Genomic DNA, 17,484 nt, shown 5'->3' on the forward strand with positions numbered 1-17,484 from the left:
CAGAACCTGGGGGGCGGTCAATCAGTTGTCGTAACCCAGGTTCGGCGCCAGCCAACGCTCGGTCACGGCCAGGTCCTGGCCTTTGCGGGCGGTGTAGCTCGCCACCTGGTCTTTGTCGACTTTGCCCACAGCAAAGTATTGCGCCTGCGGATGGGCGAAGTACCAGCCGCTGACGGCCGCCGCCGGAAACATTGCGTAGTGCTCGGTGAGGAACACGCCACTACGCCCGGCCTGCATTTCGCGGGCCTCGGGATCGAGCAGTTGGAACAGTTGGGCTTTTTCGGTGTGATCCGGGCACGCCGGGTAGCCCGGGGCAGGGCGGATGCCGCTGTATTGCTCCTTGATCAGCGCTTCGTTATCCAGTTGCTCGTCCCTGGCGTAACCCCAGTAGTCCTTACGGACTTGCTGGTGCAGCCACTCGGCGCAGGCTTCGGCCAGGCGGTCGGCCAGGGCCTTGACCATGATTGAGTTGTAGTCGTCGCCAGCGTCCTGATAGGCCCTGGCGACTTCTTCGGCACCGATGCCGGCGGTGGTGATGAAACCACCGATGTAGTCGGTTACACCGCTGTCTTTGGGTGCCACGAAGTCGGCCAGGGAGAAATTCGGCTTGCCGTCAGTCTTGATGATCTGCTGGCGCAGGTGGTGCAGCTTTGCGATCGGTTGGCCGTCGTCGCCGTAGACTTCCAGGTCATCGTCCTGCACCTGGTTGGTCGGCCAGAAACCGAATACCGCGCGGGCGCTGATGAGTTTTTCGTCGATCAGCTTGGCGAGCATTTCCTGGGCGTCGGCGTACAGCGCGGTGGCCGCTTCACCCACGACTTCATCGGTAAGGATGCGTGGGAATTTGCCGGCCAGGTCCCAGGAGATAAAGAACGGTGTCCAGTCGATGTACTCGGCCAGCACCTTGAGGTCGATATTGTCCAGCACCTTGGCGCCGGTAAAGGTCGGCACCACCGGCGTGTAGCTGCTCCAGTCGAACGGCGGCTTCTTCGCGATGGCGGCCGGGTAGCTCAGGCGTTCGGTGCGGGCGCTACGGTTGGAGGTGCGTTCGCGCACGTCGATGTATTCCAGGCGGGTTTTCTCGACGAAACCGGCCTTGAGTTCCTTGGACAGCAGTTGCGTGGCCACGCCCACGGCGCGCGAGGCGTCGGTCACGTAGATCACCGCATCGTTGCTGTACTTGGGCTCGATTTTCACCGCCGTGTGCGCCTTGGACGTGGTGGCGCCACCGATCATCAAGGGCAGGTGGAAGTCCTGGCGCTGCATCTCACGGGCGACATGCACCATCTCGTCCAGGGACGGGGTGATCAGGCCGGACAGCCCGATGATGTCGCACTTCTGCTCCTTGGCCACCTGCAGGATCTTCTCCGCCGGCACCATCACGCCGAGGTCGACGATGTCATAGCCGTTGCATCCCAGCACCACGCCGACGATGTTCTTGCCGATGTCGTGCACGTCGCCTTTCACAGTGGCCATCAGGATCTTGCCCTTGGCTTCCGGCTTGTCGCCTTTTTCCAGTTCGATGAACGGAATCAAGTGGGCCACGGCCTGCTTCATCACACGGGCGGACTTCACCACCTGGGGCAGGAACATTTTGCCGGCGCCGAACAGGTCGCCAACGATGTTCATGCCGGACATCAACGGGCCTTCGATCACTTCGATCGGGCGTGCGAATGACTGCCGGGATTCCTCGGTGTCGTCGACGATGTGGGTGGTGATGCCCTTGACCAGCGCATGTTCCAGACGTTTGTTGACCGGCCAGCCGCGCCATTCTTCGGTCTCGGCTTCCTTGACGCTGCCGTCGCCTTTGTATTTGTCGGCGATGGCGAGGAGGGCGTCGGTGCCTTCCGGGGTGCGGTTGAGCACCACGTCTTCCACGGCGTCACGCAGCTCGGCCGGGATCTGGTCGTAGATCTCCAACTGGCCGGCGTTGACGATACCCATGGTCAGGCCGTTGCGGATCGCGTACAGCAGGAACACCGAGTGGATTGCCTCACGCACCGGGTTGTTGCCACGAAACGAGAACGACACGTTGGACACGCCGCCGGAGGTCAGCGCATACGGCAGCTCGTCACGGATATAGGCACAGGCGTTGATAAAGTCGACGGCGTAGTTGTTGTGCTCTTCGATACCGGTGGCGACCGCGAAAATGTTCGGGTCGAAGATGATGTCTTCCGGCGGGAAGCCGACTTCATTCACCAGGATGTCGTAGGAGCGTTTGCAGATCTCTTTCTTGCGCGCTTCGGTGTCGGCCTGGCCGGCTTCGTCAAACGCCATCACCACCACGGCGGCGCCATAGCGCTTGCACAGCTTGGCGTGGTGAATGAACTGCTCGACGCCTTCCTTCATGCTGATGGAGTTGACGATGCCCTTGCCCTGGATGCACTTCAGGCCGGCCTCGATCACTTCCCACTTGGAGGAGTCGATCATGATCGGCACGCGGGAGATGTCCGGCTCGCCGGCAATCAGATTGAGGAAGGTCACCATGGCCAGCTTCGAATCGAGCATGCCCTCGTCCATGTTGATATCGATCACCTGGGCGCCGGCTTCTACCTGCTGCAAGGCGACTTCCAGGGCTTCGGTGTAGTTGTCTTCACGGATCAGGCGCGCGAAACGCGCGGAGCCGGTGATGTTGGTGCGCTCGCCGACGTTGACGAACAATGAGCTGCGATCAATCGTGAACGGCTCCAGGCCCGACAGGCGGCAGGCCTTGGGGATGTCCGGGATCTGGCGCGGCGCATAACCGGCCACAGCCTTGGCGATGGCTTCGATATGGCCCGGCGTGGTGCCGCAGCAGCCGCCGACGATGTTCAGGAAGCCGCTCTGGGCAAACTCCTCGATAACCTTGGCGGTTTCCGATGGCAGTTCATCGTACTCGCCGAATTCGTTGGGCAGGCCAGCATTGGGGTGCGCGGACACATGGGTGCTGGCTTTGTTCGACAACTCTTCCAGGTACGGGCGCAGTTCGCTGGCGCCCAGGGCGCAGTTTAGGCCCACGGAAATCGGCTTGGCGTGGCTGACGGAGTTCCAGAACGCTTCAGTGGTCTGGCCCGACAGCGTGCGGCCGGAGGCGTCGGTGATGGTGCCGGAGATCATGATCGGCAGTTCGATATTCAGCTCTTCAAACACACCCTGCACGGCGAAGATCGCCGCCTTGGCGTTGAGGGTGTCGAAGATGGTTTCGATCAGGATCAGGTCAGCGCCGCCTTCGATCAGGCCTTTGGTGGCTTCGGTGTAGTTTTCCACCAGTTCATCAAAGGTCACGTTGCGGTAGCCGGGGTTGTTCACGTCGGGCGACAGCGAGCAGGTACGGCTGGTCGGGCCGAGCACGCCAGCAACGAAACGCGGCTTGGCCGGTGTCTCCAGGGTCTTGGCGTCAGCGACCTTGCGCGCCAGGCGTGCGCCTTCTACGTTGAGCTCGTAGGCCAGTTCTTCCATGCCGTAATCGGCCATGGAAACGCGGGTGGCATTGAAGGTGTTGGTTTCGAGGATGTCGGCACCGGCATCCAGGTAGGCTTTTTCAATACCGCCGATCACGTCCGGACGGGTGAGCACCAGCAAGTCGTTGTTTCCCTTGACGTCACTTGGCCAGTCGGCGAAGCGTTTGCCACGGTAGTCCTGTTCTTCAAGCTTGTAGCTCTGGATCATCGTGCCCATACCGCCGTCGAGGATCAGGATGCGGTCCTTGAGGGCTTGGTGAAGGGCTTGCAGACGAGCGCTACGATCGGACATGGGACTACTCTGGTCAGGCATTTCGGAGGGCGTGAATCATAGCAAACCTGTGCCGATTTGGAGCATGTACGGGTTTTACATGAATATCGTTCATGTTGGCTGGGGGCATGGCCCGGTAGAATCACCGGCACTTTTCGCCGCACGCATTGAATCGGGACCGGATCCATGTCATTTCGCCTCATCGCCAGCGCCGTCCTGGCACTGGTTACCTGCACTGCTCAGGCCGACGGATCCGCCCCGGCGATTTCGTATACCCGCGACATTCAACCGATCTTCACCGAGAAATGCGTGGCCTGCCATGCCTGCTACGACTCCGCCTGCCAGCTCAACCTGGGCAGTGCCGAAGGCGCGGTGCGCGGTGCGAGCAAAATGCCGGTGTATGATGGCGAGCGCAGCCAGGCGGCGCCGACCACCCGCCTGTTTATAGATGCTTCTGGCAAGGCGGCCTGGCAACAGAATGGCTTTTACTCGGTGTTGGACGCGCAGGGCAGCCAGGCTGCATTGATGGCGCGCATGCTCGAATTGGGGCACAACGCTGCACTGGCACCCAATGCCAAGTTGCCTGAAGACATCGTCCTGGGCCTGAACCGCGCGAACATGTGCGCAATACCCGGCGAATTCAACGCCTACGCCGGCGCCCACCCCACGGAAGGCATGCCACTCGCCGTCACCGGCCTGACCGAGCAGCAGTACCAGGCGCTGCAACGCTGGCTCGCGTCCGGCGCGCCTATAGATGAACAAAGCCTGGCGCCGAGTGCCAGCGAAGCCTTGCAGGTGCAGCAGTGGGAGAACCTGTTCAACAAGCCAGGCGCCCGCGAAAGCTTGGTGGCACGCTGGTTATTTGAGCATTTGTACCTGGCGCATATTGACTTCGAGAATGGCGAGCCGGGGCATTTCTTCCAGTGGGTGCGGTCGCGCACCCCGAGCGGGCAGCCGATTGATCTGATCACTACCCGTCGCCCTAACGATGACCCTGGTACTCATGTGTATTACCGCCTGTGGCCAGTGCAGGGCGTGATCGTGCATAAAACCCACATCACTTACCCCTTCAGTGCTGCGAAAATGGCGCGCATCAAAGCGCTGTTCTACGCCGGCGACTGGCAGGTCAGCGCCTTGCCTGGCTACGGCCCAGCCCGTCGCGCCAATCCATTCGAAACCTTCGAGGCCATCCCCGCCAAGGCGCGTTACCAGTTCATGCTGGATAACGCCGAATACTTCGTACGCACGTTCATTCGTGGGCCGGTGTGCCGCGGGCAGATTGCCACGGATGTGATCCGCGATAACTTCTGGACCCTGTTCCAAGACCCGGACCACGACCTCTACATCACCGATGCGCGCTATCGCGGCCAGGCCACGCCATTACTGGCCATGCCGGGACAGAATGACGATGTGGGCAGCGTGCTCAGCCTGTGGCGGGCCTACCGCGATAAACGCAATGAATACGAGGCCCTGCGCCGTGACAGCTATGCTGACCTGCCGCCGCCAAGCTGGTCGAGCCTGTGGGCGGGCAATGACGATGCCTTGCTGAGCATTTTCCGCCACTTCGACAGCGCCTCGGTGACCAAAGGCCTGATCGGCGATGTGCCGCAGACGATGTGGTTGTTCGACTATCCGCTGCTGGAGCGTACGTACTACCAATTGGCGGTGAATTTCGACGTGTTCGGCAATGTCTCGCACCAGGCCCAGACCCGGTTGTACTTCGACCTGATCCGTAACGGCGCCGAGCAGAACTTCCTGCGCCTGATGCCCGCCGATACCCGTGAAGACTTCCTCGACGACTGGTACCAGAACAGCGGCAAGATCAAGCTCTGGCTGGACTATGAGGCCATTGATGATGAAAAACCCACGGGTTTGCACCTGAACCAAAACGACCCGAAGCGCGATTTCGCCAACCAATTGTTGACCCGTTATGCCAGCTTGAACGCCAGCCCGGACCCATTTAACCGTTGTGTGAGTGCGTATTGCTCGCGCAGCGGTATTGATCCGGTCTTGCAGGATGCGGAGCAGGCGTTGAGCCGCTTGACCTCACGCCCGGCCGCCGGGCTCAAGGTGATCGATCAATTGCCCGAAGCCACGATGTTGCGCATTCAAACTGCCAGCGGCAAGCGCGAGATCTACAGCCTGCTGCGCAACCGCGCCCACAGTAATGTCGCGTTTTTGCTGGGCGAAGCCTATCGCTACCAGCCGCGACTCGACACCTTGACCCTTTACCCCGGCGTACTAAGCAGTTACCCGAACTTCATGTTCAATATACCCGCCCAGGAAGTGCCCGAGTTCGTGGCTGAAATGGAGCGGGCCAAAGATGCCGATCGTTTCGAAAAGATCGTCGACCGCTGGGGCGTGCGGCGCAGTCATCCGTTGTTCTGGCAGTACTTCCACGATCTGTCGCAGTACCTCCACGAAGTCGCGCCCGTGGAAGAGGGGGTATTGGACATGAACCGCTATGAGAACCTATAACGACGCTCATTGATCCAGTCATCTCTCCAGGCGGAAGTTGAAGCAGTCGGATATCCAGTGCGCGGGGCTCGAAAAGGTACTCCGATAATGTTGATTTCAGTGCAATTTCTCCGCGCCTTGGCTGCATGGCTGGTGGTGGGTCACCATGTCATGCAGCTGTTTTTCAACTTTGAGGTGCACAACGCGCTGGAGTATCTGTTCGTCGAAAAAGGCGGCGCAGGGGTGGATGTGTTCTTTGTCATCAGCGGCCTGGTGATATTCCTTGCGACCGCAGACAAAGCCCTGACACCTTGGTGCTTCATGCTCATGCGCGTGGCACGGATCGCTCCGGCGTACTGGTTCTATACCTTGCTGCTGGCCCTCCTGACCCTGGCTGTGCCGTCGATGTTTCCCGATGTTCAACTCGCGCTGGGCCATGTGCTCCTGTCGATGCTCTTTATCCCTGCCCAGCACCCGGCAGGCTACGGCGTCTATCCGCTGCTGGATGTCGGCTGGACCCTGAACTTCGAAATGCTGTTCTATGGCCTGTTCGCCGTCGCCTTGTGGGTTCGTGGGGACTATCGGTTATGGGTGGTGGCCGTGCTGTTGTACCTGGTGTGCTACCTCATCGCTCCCGCCCTTGACTTGGCCGACGGTTTTTACAGCAATGATATTGTCCTGGAGTTTCTGATGGGCATGGTCATCGGCATGCTGTATCGCCGCGGCCTGTGTCGGGCCAGGGCGTGGGTGCCGTTGTTGGGGATTGTGGCGGCATCAGTGGCGTTTTATCACGGGGCGGATCTGCCCCGTGCGTTTGAATGGGGCGTGCCCAGCGCGATCCTGGTCATCAGTTGCGTGGCACTGGAGCCTTACTTCCAAGGCTCACGCGTGTTGAAGCTGATGGGGGACTGCTCTTACTCGGTGTATCTGATCCACGTGCTGGTTCTGTGCGCTGGGCTGTGGGTGGTCAAGCGTACGGGAATAGATCCCTATGCGATGCTGCCTGTTTGCATCGTATTAACGGCGCTTTGCGCCTTTGCGAGCTACCAATGGCTGGAAAAATCGACCTATCGCACGCTTAAGCGTTGGTTTGGCATTGATGATCCCGCAGCTCTTTCCCGACAAAAATACTAGGACTTTGTACCTCTGTAATGATTTGGCGTAAACTGCCGGCAAGCCTGTGAGGAGTTTCCATGACTGCCATAACCATTACCGACGCCGCCCACGATTACCTGGCTGACCTGCTGTCCAAGCAGAACACCCCAGGTATCGGTATTCGCGTCTTTATCACCCAACCCGGCACCCAATACGCCGAGACTTGCATTGCCTACTGCAAGCCAGGGGAAGAGAAGCCTGAAGACACCGCCTTGGGGCTGAAAAGCTTCACCGCGTACATCGACGCCTTCAGCGAAGCCTTCCTCGACGACGCCGTGGTCGACTACGCCACCGATCGCATGGGCGGCCAACTGACCATCAAGGCGCCGAATGCCAAGGTGCCGAACGTCAACGCCGACAGTCCGGTGAACGAGCGCATCAACTACTACCTGCAAACCGAGATCAACCCGGGCCTGGCCAGCCACGGCGGTCAGGTCAGCCTGATCGACGTGGTGGATGACGGCATTGCCGTGCTCAAGTTTGGCGGCGGCTGCCAAGGCTGCGGCCAGGCGGACGTGACCCTGCGCGAAGGCATCGAGCGGACCCTGCTGGAGCGTATTCCAGAGCTCAAGGGTGTACGTGACGTGACCGACCACACGCAGAAAGAAAACGCCTACTACTGAGTAAGGTGTTCACTGCGGACAAAAAAACGGCGCCCCGTGAGCGCCGTTTTTTATTGTTTAAATTCAATGGTTTGAGATACTTAGCTAAGAAAGCAGATCAACTGTGGGAACAAACCCGCTCCAGCGGTTTTATTATAATTTATTCAATTAAATCAGTGCCTTGAATCTGTAAGCTGATTCAGTTTATTAAGATCGATAAAGGTGCGCATGCCCTGCGCGATACAGCGAAGACTCACTGAAACCCTCACTGCCCAACACCCGACCCACCACAATCAACGCCGTTCGCCGAAATCCCTTCGCCGCCACTTTCCCGGCAATATCGCTCAGCGCCCCCACCACCCAATCCTGATCCGGCCACGTCGCGCGGTGCACCACGGCAATCGGGCAGTCCGCGCCATAGTGCGGCAGCAGTTGAGCGACGATTTTCTCCAAGTGATTGACCCCCAGATGGATCGCCATGGTGGTGCCATGTCGCGCCAGGCTGTCGAAGTCCTCGCCATCCGGCATGCTGGTTTTATCTGCATAACGGGTCAGGATCACACTCTGGGCGATGTCCGGCAGGGTCAGCTCGGTTTCCAATAACGCTGCGCAAGCCGCCACTGCCGTGACGCCGGGAATGATCTGGAATGGGATGCCCAGCTCACGCAAATGACGGATCTGCTCGCCAATCGCCCCGTACAGGCTCGGGTCGCCAGAATGTACGCGTGCCACGTCCTGGCCTTTCGCGTGGGCGGTCTTGATCAGGTCGATGATCTGTTCAAGGTGCAATTCGGCACTGTTGACCAGTTGTTCTGCCTGGTGGCCTTCGAGCACTGCCGTCGGCACCAGCGAGCCGGCATAGATGATCACCGGGCAACTGCGGATCAGCCGCTGGCCTTTGACGGTGATCAATTCCGGGTCGCCGGGGCCTGCGCCGATGAAGTAGACGGTCATGGGAATATCCTATGGAAAAACGCACGAGCATGAAGAACGCTCATGATCGGAGCGGGCGATTATCAGGTTTTCAGCCGGCGCAAGCCAATGCGAAGGTGGCCTGGGCGGTTTGCTTGCGGGTAATCAATAGCCGGGCAGGGGCGTTGGCGAGGTGTTCAGCCAGGGCCAGGGCGGCGCTTTCGGCAATGCCGTAGCAGCCTGTATGGGCAAACGCGATCGCGGATTTGTGGCTCAGCTGTTCTGCATAGCCCGCCAACTGATCAGCGTCGAAACACTGGAACGGCACGTTCAACAGATCGGCCAGGGCTCGAAGGCCAGGTTCATCGCGCTTGCGGTCGATACTGGCCAGCGCGGTGATCCGTTGGGGCTCGATACCGCCCTCGGCGAGGGCGCTCTCGAGCAGGGCCAGCAGGGTGTGAACGTCACAACCCCGCTGGCACCCCAGGCCGACCACTAAAATCATGCTGGGTATTGATCATCACGATTGCGGCGGAACAGCCAAGTGCTGATCAGGCCCAGCGCTAGCCAGAAGGCGACATTGGTCAACTGCGAAGCAATCTTGAACTGCGCTTCCAAGGCTTCGGGGGCTAGCATCGAATGCACTTGCGGCTGGGGCGCGCCGATCACGTGTGGCACGACCAGAATCGCTACGCCCAGCGCTTTGAGCAGCCAATTGCGGCCGAACACGATCAGCGCTATGCCCGCAGCGGTGGAGGCGGCGGTGCCTACCCACCAGATCTGCCGTTGTGCGAGATCAGCGGCAGCAGTGCCCGGCAGCTCAGGCGGCAGGCCCATTGTCGGCGCCAACACGAAGGTTGCGTAGCCGGCCAACCCCCAGAGCAGCCCCTGGGCAGTGCGGGTGGGTGCGCGCAAGGTATAGAGACCGGCGAGCATCAGCGCGAAACCGACAGCGACCACCAGATTACCGCCGGTGGTAGACAGCACGCGCTGCCAGCCGTCTTCCGGCTCCCAGGCTTCGAGGTCATGGGTATGCGCGGCAGCACCGGCTGCGTGCTCATGCATCACTTCAGTCGCTGCCGGGGCCTTTTCAAAGGTTTCCGCCTGCAGAATTAACGGAGCGACCCAGAAGCTTTGCAGCAGGGTCAGCAGCAGGGCAGCCAGAAGACCGGTGAAACCGGCAGTTTGCGCAATACGCTTGATCATGTCGGCAGGTCTCAGTGGCACGGGAACGCGGCGCTGTGGCGGGTATCGTGGGCAGCGTTGTGCACCGCCTCGATGTGCGAGAAGCCGGCGAAATACACCAGGCACGCGCCCAGGATCGACGCGCCGATTGCGGCGGTCAGGCGTTGGCTCAAGGTAGAGGTGCTGCTGGCGGAGTGCGAAGTGCTGCTGATGATCGACATGGCGCGTCCCTTTCAGGTATCAGGGTGAAACGAGCGCATGAAAACCCCGCGAGCCAGGCTCGCAGGGTTTTGAACAGCGCCCGCCCACCGCGGGTTTGTTATCTGATTTTCGGGCCGGTCTCCGGGCTTGCGAGGGGCATTGTGCCTAATTAAGCATCGCCTTCCCATGCCTTAGAGGCACAGTGGATCTGACGCTTCACTCGCTTACCGTTGCGGGGGCAGCACCGGACTTGCCATATGTTATGGCTCACCGGTTTCCCGTTTCACCCTGTGAAGGGCACCCGAAACAAGGTGTGTAGGAGAGCATGGGGGTGGGAGGGGAGTCAATTGGGGAGGGCATATCCGTTATTTGGGTAATGGCTGCTATTGGTTCCGGCGTGAGGGCGGAACCAATAGCAGCTGTAACCGCAGAAACGGATATGTACGCCAACCCAACCCCATCATTGACCATCCCCCAAGCACTGCGTAGCCTTGCACCCTCGAGGTTCTTCGGCCCAGGCCGAAGCTAAGAAGGGAACGCGGTCCAATCCGCGGCTGCCCCCGCAACTGTGAAGGGTTTATCTGACTGCCACGCCACTGCCGATACGGCGGGAAGGCGCAGCCAGCGCCGGTCGCAAGACCCGCAAGCCCCAAGCCAGGAGACCTGCCTCGCAACCGATTTTCAATTCAACCGGGCGGGGTGATCCGGTGACGAAAACCGCTGCTGCGCGCCGTCGCAGGGCCTATCGTCCCGTATGCCCGCCCCAAAGGGCATCCGATGAAAACACTGGCCAAACTCCCCGTCACCATCGTTACCGGCTTTCTCGGCTCGGGCAAAACCACCTTGCTGCGCCATATGCTCGACAACGCCCAGGGCCGTCGTATTGCCGTGATCGTCAACGAATTCGGCGAGCTGGGCATCGACGGTGAAATCCTCAAGCAGTGCTCCATCGGTTGCACCGAAGAAGAAGCCAGCGGCCGTGTTTACGAACTGGCGAACGGCTGCCTGTGCTGCACCGTGCAAGAAGAATTCTTCCCAGTGATGCGCGAACTGGTCGCGCGTCGCGGTGACCTTGACCATATCCTTATCGAAACCTCCGGGCTGGCCCTGCCAAAGCCGTTGGTACAAGCCTTCCAGTGGCCGGAGATCCGCAGCGCCTGCACCGTTGATGCGGTGATTACCGTGGTCGACAGCCCGGCCGTGGCCGCTGGCACGTTTGCGGCATTCCCGGATCAAGTGGATGCCCAGCGCAAACTCGATCCGAACCTGGACCACGAATCGCCACTGCACGAACTGTTCGCTGACCAACTGGCCAGCGCCGACCTCGTTATCCTCAATAAATCCGACCTGATCAGCCCTGAAGACCTCGCCCGCGTACGCCTTGAAGTCGCCGAAGAGCTGCCGCCAGCGGTGAAGATCATCGAAGCCAGCAGCGGTCGCGTGCCGTTGGACGTGTTGATTGGCCTGAGCGCTGGCTCTGAAGAGCACATCGACGGCCGTCACAGCCATCACGATCACCATCACGAGGGCGAGGACGATCATGACCACGATGCCTTCGACTCCATTTCCATCGACCTGCCGCAGGCTGACGAAGCGCTGCTGCTCGATGCGCTGAACCAATTGGTCGTGCAACACGGCATCCTGCGCGTCAAAGGCTTCGCTGCCATCCCGAACAAGCCGATGCGCCTGCTGATCCAGGGCGTGGGCACGCGTTTCGACAAACACTTTGACCGCGCCTGGGGCGCCGACGAAGCCCGCATAACGCGACTGGTGCTGATCGGCCAGGCGCTGGACGCAGCGGGCCTTGAAGCGCAACTGCGCGCCGCCCTCAGCGTTTAACCCATGCACCTGCTCAGGACCCAGCCCGGTGGTTTCGTCTCAGACGACAATATTGCCGACCTTGGCCAAACCCCCGCTGAACTGGTGATCTTGTGCAGCGGTGATTCGAGCCTCGCACTGCTGGCCGAAGCCGCCCAGCACTTGCCGGATGATTACCCGACGTTTCGCCTGGCCAACCCGATGCAAGTGCAGAACCATGCCTCGGTCGACCTGTACGTCGATGAGGTGCTGCGCCACGCCAAGGTCATCCTGATTTCGCTGCATGGCGGCATTGGTTATTGGCGTTACGGCATCGAGCGTCTGGTGGCGTTGGCGGAACGCGGCGTGCAACTGATCCTGGTGCCGGGGTGTGATCGCCCGGACCCTGAGCTCAGCGGCTTGAGCACTGTTGGCGCACAGGAACGTGACCGCCTGTGGCACTTTCTGCGCCAGGGCGGCCTGGCTAACGCGCTGGATTTTTACCGCTGCCTGGCCAGTGCCTACCTAGGCCAAGACTACGCCTGGGCCGAACCGCAAACCCTGCCGCGCACGGCGATTTATCACCCGCACAACGCCACTGCCCGCCTGAATGATTGGCAGGCGGATTGGAACGCTGATTGGCCGGTGGCGGCGGTGCTGTTCTACCGCTCGCATTTGCAGGCCGCCAATACCGGCTTTATTGATGTGTTCTGCGAGCGCTTGCAGGCGGCGGGGTTGAACCCGTTGCCGATGGCGGTGGCCAGTCTTAAAGAGCCCGGCTGCCTGACGGTGGTCGAGGACTTGCTGGATGAGGTCGGCGCGGCGGTGATCCTCAACACCACCGGTTTTGCCCAATCCAGCCCCGAAGCGCCGCATTTGCGGCCGTTTCGCCGCAATATCCCGGTGATCCAGGCGATCTGCGCCCAGGACAATCAGCCCGGCTGGGAGGCCAGCGAGCAAGGCCTCGGCCCGCGCGATCTGGCGATGCACATTGCGTTGCCGGAGCTGGACGGGCGCATCATCAGCCGGCCGATCAGCTTCAAGGACCTGGCCTGGCGCAGCGAGCGCAGCCAGTCGGATGTGGTGTGCTATCGAGCAGCGCCCGAGCGTATGGATTTCGTGGCTGAGCTGGCGCGGCGCTGGGTCGAACTCGCACGGGTGCCGAACGCGCACAAGCGTATCGCATTGATCCTCGCCAACTACCCAACTCGCGATGGCCGTATCGGTAACGGCGTAGGCCTGGATACGCCCGCAGCGGCGCTGAATATCCTGCGTGCCCTGCAGGCCGAAGGCTATCCGCTGCCGGACACGTTGCCCGACAGCGGCACTGCGCTGATTCATCAACTGCTGGGCGGTGTCACCAACGACCTGGACAGTCTCGACCTGCGTCCGTGCCATCAAAGCCTGGGCCTGGACGACTACGAGACACTGTTCAGTCGCTTGCCCGAGGCTAATCGTCGAGCCGTGATGGAACGCTGGGGCACGCCTCATAACGATCCGATGTGCCGCGACGGCCGGATGATGATCGCCGGCCTGCGCCTGGGACTGACCTTCGTCGGTATCCAACCGGCGCGGGGTTATCAGGTCGACGCCAGCGCGGTGTACCACGACCCGGACCTGGTGCCACCCCATGGCTATCTGGCGTTCTATTTTTGGCTGCGCCATACCTACGGCGCCCACGCTGTGATTCACGTGGGTAAGCACGGCAACCTCGAATGGCTGCCGGGCAAGGGCGTGGGCCTCTCGGAAAACTGCTGGCCCGATGCGCTGCTGGGGCCGCTGCCGAATATCTATCCGTTTATCGTCAACGACCCAGGTGAGGGCGCCCAAGCCAAACGGCGTACCCAGGCGGTGATCATCGATCACTTGATGCCGCCGCTGACCCGCGCCGAAACCTATGGCCCGTTGCGTGACCTGGAGTTGTTGGCCGACGAGTATTACGAGGCGCAACTGCTCGACCCACGCCGCGCCCTGGAATTGCAGAAAGACATCCTCACGCTGGTGCGCGAAACCCGTATCGACCAGGAGCTTGAGCTGGACAAGGACGCCGACGCCGCCATCTGGCTGCCGCGCCTCGATACCTACCTGTGCGACTTAAAGGAATCGCAGATCCGCGACGGCCTGCACATCTTTGGCGAGTCGCCTGAAGGCCGCTTGCGTATCGACACCTTGCTCGCCTTACTGCGCATCCCGCGTGGTGACGGCCGAGGTCCGCAATCGAGTGTGCTGCGAGTGTTGGCCAAGGCTTTCGAGCTGGGCTTCGACCCACTCGACTGCGCCCTGGCCGAACCCTGGACCGGGCGCCGGCCCGACGTGTTGCTGAAAATCGATGAGCAGTTGTGGCGCACCGCCGGCGATACCCGTGAGCGCCTGGAGTTGTATGCAGCGCGGCTGATCGAACAGGCGTTGGAAGGGCCGCTTGAACAATTGGAAGCGCCCGGTTGGGAGGAGGTGAAGGCGGTGATCGAGAGCCTGCGCAGAGTCGTGGCGCCATGCCTGGACGCCTGTGGGCCGGCAGAAATGCGCGGGTTGCTGGACGCCTTGAGCGGCCGCTTCGTGCCTGCCGGCCCCAGTGGCGCACCGAGTCGCGGGCGTTTGGACGTGCTGCCGACCGGGCGCAATTTTTTCACCGTCGACGTGCGCAACTTGCCGACCACCACGGCCTGGCGCATTGGCTTCCAGTCGGCCAACCTGATTCTTGAGCGGCACCTGCAAGACCATGGCGACCACCTGCGCCAGCTCGGCCTGTCGGTGTGGGGCACCGCCACCATGCGCACTGGCGGCGACGATATCGCCCAGGCCATGGCGCTGATGGGCGTGAGGCCGGTGTGGGCGACGGGCAGCCAGCGCGTGGATGACTTTGAAATCCTGCCGATCAGCCTGTTGGACCGTCCGCGCGTTGACGTGACGTTGCGCGTGTCCGGCTTTTTCCGTGACGCCTTTGCCAACCTGATCCGCCTGTTCGACGCGGCGGTGCAGGCGGTGGCCGCGCTGGACGAACCAGACGACATGAACCCGCTGGCGGCCAAAGTGCGCAGTGAACGTGAGGCGTTGTTCAAGTCGGGCCTGGACGCAGAGGCCGCAGCGAAACAGGCCGGCTGGCGCATCTTCGGCGCGAAACCCGGCGCCTATGGTGCGGGTGTGCAAGGCGCGATCGATGGTCGCCTGTGGCAAAGCCGCGAAGACTTGGCCGAGGTCTATTTGAACTGGGGCGGCTACGCCTATGGCGGCTCCGATGAGGGCACCGCCGCCCGCGAGCAATTCGCCCAGCGCTTGAGCCAGGTGCAGGCGGTGTTGCAGAACCAGGACAACCGCGAGCACGACCTGCTCGACTCCAATGATTACTACCAATTCCAGGGCGGCATGCTCGCCGCCGTGGAAGAACTGAGTGGCGAAAAGGCCGCCAGTTACCACGGTGACCACAGCCAGCCGGACCTGCCGAAGATCCGAACGCTGAAGGAAGAGCTGAACCGGGTGATCCGTTCCCGCGCCGCCAACCCCAAGTGGATCGACGGCGTGAAGCGCCATGGCTATAAAGGTGCGTTTGAAATGGCCGCGACCGTGGACAATCTGTTCGCGTTCGATGCCACCACCGCGCTGATCGACGATCATCAATACGCCTTGCTCGCCGACGCTTACCTGCTGGACCCTGACACACGGGCCTTTGTGCAAGAGCACAATCCCGACGCCCTGCGTGACATGACCGAACGCATGCTGGAAGCGCAGCAACGTGGCCAGTGGCAGGCGCCGGGGGCTTATAAAGAGGCGTTGGAAAACCTGTTGCTGGATATAGAAGAAGACAGCTGATGACTGATACTCCGCATTTTCCGCTGTCCGCCGTGGTCGGCGCCGACGACTTGAAATTGGCCCTGTGCCTGACTGCCATCGACCCGAAGATCGGCGGCGTGCTGATCGAAGGCCCGCGTGGCATGGCCAAGTCCACCTTGGCGCGGGGGCTGGCAGACCTGCTGGCCAGTGGTCAATTCGTCACCTTGCCCTTGGGCGCTACCGAAGAGCGGCTGGTGGGGACGCTGGACCTGGACGCCGCATTGGGCGAAGGCCGCGCGCAGTTTTCCCCCGGCGTCTTGGCCAAGGCTGACGGCGGGGTGCTGTATGTCGATGAAGTCAACTTGCTGGCCGATCACCTGGTGGACCTGCTGCTCGACGTGGCGGCCAGCGGCACCAACCTGATCGAGCGTGACGGCATCTCCCATCGCCATTCGGCGCGTTTTGTACTGATCGGCACCATGAATCCGGAGGAGGGCGAGTTACGCCCGCAACTGCTCGACCGCTTCGGTTTCAACGTGGCCTTGAGTGGGCAGACCCTGCCGGTCGAGCGTGGGCAAATCATCCGTCGTCGCCTGGACTTTGACAGCGACCCGGCGGCGTTCTGCGCGCATTGGGCAGAGCCCCAAGCCGCTCTGCGCGAGCGCTGTACCCAGGCGCGGGCGCGACTCGACACCATCGCACTGGATGACCAGGCACTGGCGCAGATCACAGAGCGGTGCTTTGCCGCCGGTGTCGATGGCTTGCGTGCGGATCTGGTTTGGCTGCGCGGCGCCAGGGCGCACGCGGCATGGCGCGGGGCGGATGCGATCGCCGAGGAAGACATCGAAGCCGTCGCCGAGTTTGCCCTGCGCCATCGCCGCCAGGCACCATCGCCGCCGTCCAATGCGCCGAGTAAAGGGCAGTCGCCAACGTCCTCCGACACGTCGCCGGGTCAAGGCCAATGGGGTGACATGCCCGCACCGGCCCTGCCCACGGGCGCACGCCGGGATGTACCCACCTGGCCAAAAAAGCCCTAGGCATTCGCCCTCGACCTGACGCGGGGGCGGATGCCCGGCCCAAGGCAGGACGACTCGATAGAGGCAGGCACGGTAAGGTCCGGAGTGCGAAACAGGGTTCGATCAATTGGCCGGGCACTCTGCTCGATGGCCGGCCGCAATCGCGAGAGGATCTACGGTTTCACCTGCGCAGTCGCTCGGCCCATGAGTTGTGGCTGGTGATTGTCGATGCGTCGGCGTCAACCCGGCGCCATCGTGCGCTCACCGATGCCAAAGGTTTGCTGGCCCAGTTGTTTGATGACGCCTACCGCCAACGCGCGCGGATGGCCTTGTTGACGGTCAGCGGGCAATCGCCCAAATGGCAGGTACAGGGACTGAAAGCTGCGAAGGGTTTGGCCGGATGGTTGGACCTGTTGGGGGCGGGCGGGGGCACGCCGTTGTTCGCGGCGCTGACTGAGGCTGGGAATTGGCTGGCGGTGCGGCGTAAGCGGTTTCCGACTGAGCAGCAGCGCTTGTTGGTGATCACCGATGGGCGGCTTAAGGATGTCGCAGGACTGCCGTTGCTGGAGTGCTCGGGATTATTGATAGACATCGAGCGTGGGCCGATCAGGTTGGGCCGGGCTGAGGAATTGGCGGCTGGGTTGCAGTTGGATTATCAGCATATCGATAAGGTTTAGCGC

At 61.5% G+C, this 17,484-nt stretch carries 12 protein-coding genes and 2 riboswitches; of the genes, 7 read left to right on the top strand and 5 right to left on the bottom strand.

Annotation, left to right across the window (positions count from 1 at the left end):
- Positions 1-21: 21 nt before the first annotated feature.
- Positions 22-3,732, bottom strand: coding sequence for a methionine synthase (gene metH / locus AACY36_RS21855; RefSeq protein WP_339418340.1), 3,711 nt, complete (start codon positions 3,730-3,732; stop codon positions 22-24).
- Between the two features lie 165 nt (positions 3,733-3,897).
- Between metH and AACY36_RS21860 the strand changes: the two genes are divergently transcribed.
- From AACY36_RS21860 to nfuA, 3 genes are all read left to right on the top strand, one after another.
- A complete protein-coding gene (locus tag AACY36_RS21860) occupies positions 3,898-6,189 on the top strand; it encodes a fatty acid cis/trans isomerase (RefSeq protein WP_339418342.1) in 2,292 nt (763 codons plus the stop codon).
- 87 nt (positions 6,190-6,276) lie between these two features.
- Positions 6,277-7,302 (top strand): acyltransferase family protein, encoded by a 1,026-nt coding sequence (locus tag AACY36_RS21865; protein ID WP_339418344.1) that lies wholly within the window; start codon positions 6,277-6,279, stop codon positions 7,300-7,302.
- A 59-nt stretch (positions 7,303-7,361) separates the two neighbouring features.
- On the top strand, positions 7,362-7,946 hold the full coding sequence (nfuA, locus tag AACY36_RS21870) for a Fe-S biogenesis protein NfuA (RefSeq protein ID WP_003190728.1): 585 nt from the start codon (positions 7,362-7,364) through the stop codon (positions 7,944-7,946).
- 186 nt (positions 7,947-8,132) lie between these two features.
- Here the strand turns inward: nfuA and cobM are convergent, their stop codons facing one another.
- The 4 genes from cobM to AACY36_RS21890 form a co-directional block, all read right to left on the bottom strand.
- On the bottom strand, positions 8,133-8,879 hold the full coding sequence (gene cobM / locus AACY36_RS21875) for a precorrin-4 C(11)-methyltransferase (RefSeq protein WP_339418346.1): 747 nt from the start codon (positions 8,877-8,879) through the stop codon (positions 8,133-8,135).
- A gap of 70 nt (positions 8,880-8,949) precedes the next feature.
- The gene (locus AACY36_RS21880; protein WP_339418348.1) at positions 8,950-9,342 is read right to left on the bottom strand and encodes a cobalamin biosynthesis protein; all 393 of its coding nucleotides are present in this window, start codon (positions 9,340-9,342) and stop codon (positions 8,950-8,952) included.
- On the bottom strand, positions 9,339-10,043 hold the full coding sequence (locus AACY36_RS21885; protein WP_339418507.1) for a CbtA family protein: 705 nt from the start codon (positions 10,041-10,043) through the stop codon (positions 9,339-9,341). Before AACY36_RS21885 ends, AACY36_RS21880 begins: the two co-directional genes overlap by 4 nt.
- Before the next feature lie 11 nt (positions 10,044-10,054).
- Positions 10,055-10,243, bottom strand: a complete 189-nt coding sequence (locus AACY36_RS21890) for a CbtB domain-containing protein (protein ID WP_012723860.1) — start codon at positions 10,241-10,243, stop codon at positions 10,055-10,057.
- Positions 10,244-10,338: 95 nt separating this feature from the next.
- A riboswitch (cobalamin riboswitch) is annotated at positions 10,339-10,543 on the bottom strand.
- Between the two features lie 165 nt (positions 10,544-10,708).
- A riboswitch (cobalamin riboswitch) is annotated at positions 10,709-10,908 on the top strand.
- 92 nt (positions 10,909-11,000) lie between these two features.
- On the opposite strand from AACY36_RS21890, the gene cobW reads away from it, so the two are divergent.
- The 4 genes from cobW to AACY36_RS21910 are packed head-to-tail and all read left to right on the top strand — an operon-like array spanning position 11,001 to position 17,481.
- Positions 11,001-12,062, top strand: coding sequence for a cobalamin biosynthesis protein CobW (cobW, locus tag AACY36_RS21895; protein WP_339418350.1), 1,062 nt, complete (start codon positions 11,001-11,003; stop codon positions 12,060-12,062).
- A 3-nt stretch (positions 12,063-12,065) separates the two neighbouring features.
- Positions 12,066-15,827, top strand: coding sequence for a cobaltochelatase subunit CobN (gene cobN, locus AACY36_RS21900; RefSeq protein WP_339418351.1), 3,762 nt, complete (start codon positions 12,066-12,068; stop codon positions 15,825-15,827).
- Entirely contained in the window at positions 15,827-16,825 is a 999-nt protein-coding gene (locus AACY36_RS21905) for an ATP-binding protein (RefSeq protein WP_339418353.1), read from the top strand. The genes cobN and AACY36_RS21905 overlap by 1 nt, the downstream gene beginning before the upstream one ends.
- A gap of 2 nt (positions 16,826-16,827) precedes the next feature.
- On the top strand, positions 16,828-17,481 hold the full coding sequence (locus AACY36_RS21910; RefSeq protein WP_339428046.1) for a vWA domain-containing protein: 654 nt from the start codon (positions 16,828-16,830) through the stop codon (positions 17,479-17,481).
- Positions 17,482-17,484 lie beyond the last annotated feature (3 nt).

This window comes from Pseudomonas sp. EA_15y_Pfl1_P101 (assembly GCF_963970835.1).
GTDB classification, from domain to species: domain Bacteria; phylum Pseudomonadota; class Gammaproteobacteria; order Pseudomonadales; family Pseudomonadaceae; genus Aquipseudomonas; species Aquipseudomonas tritici.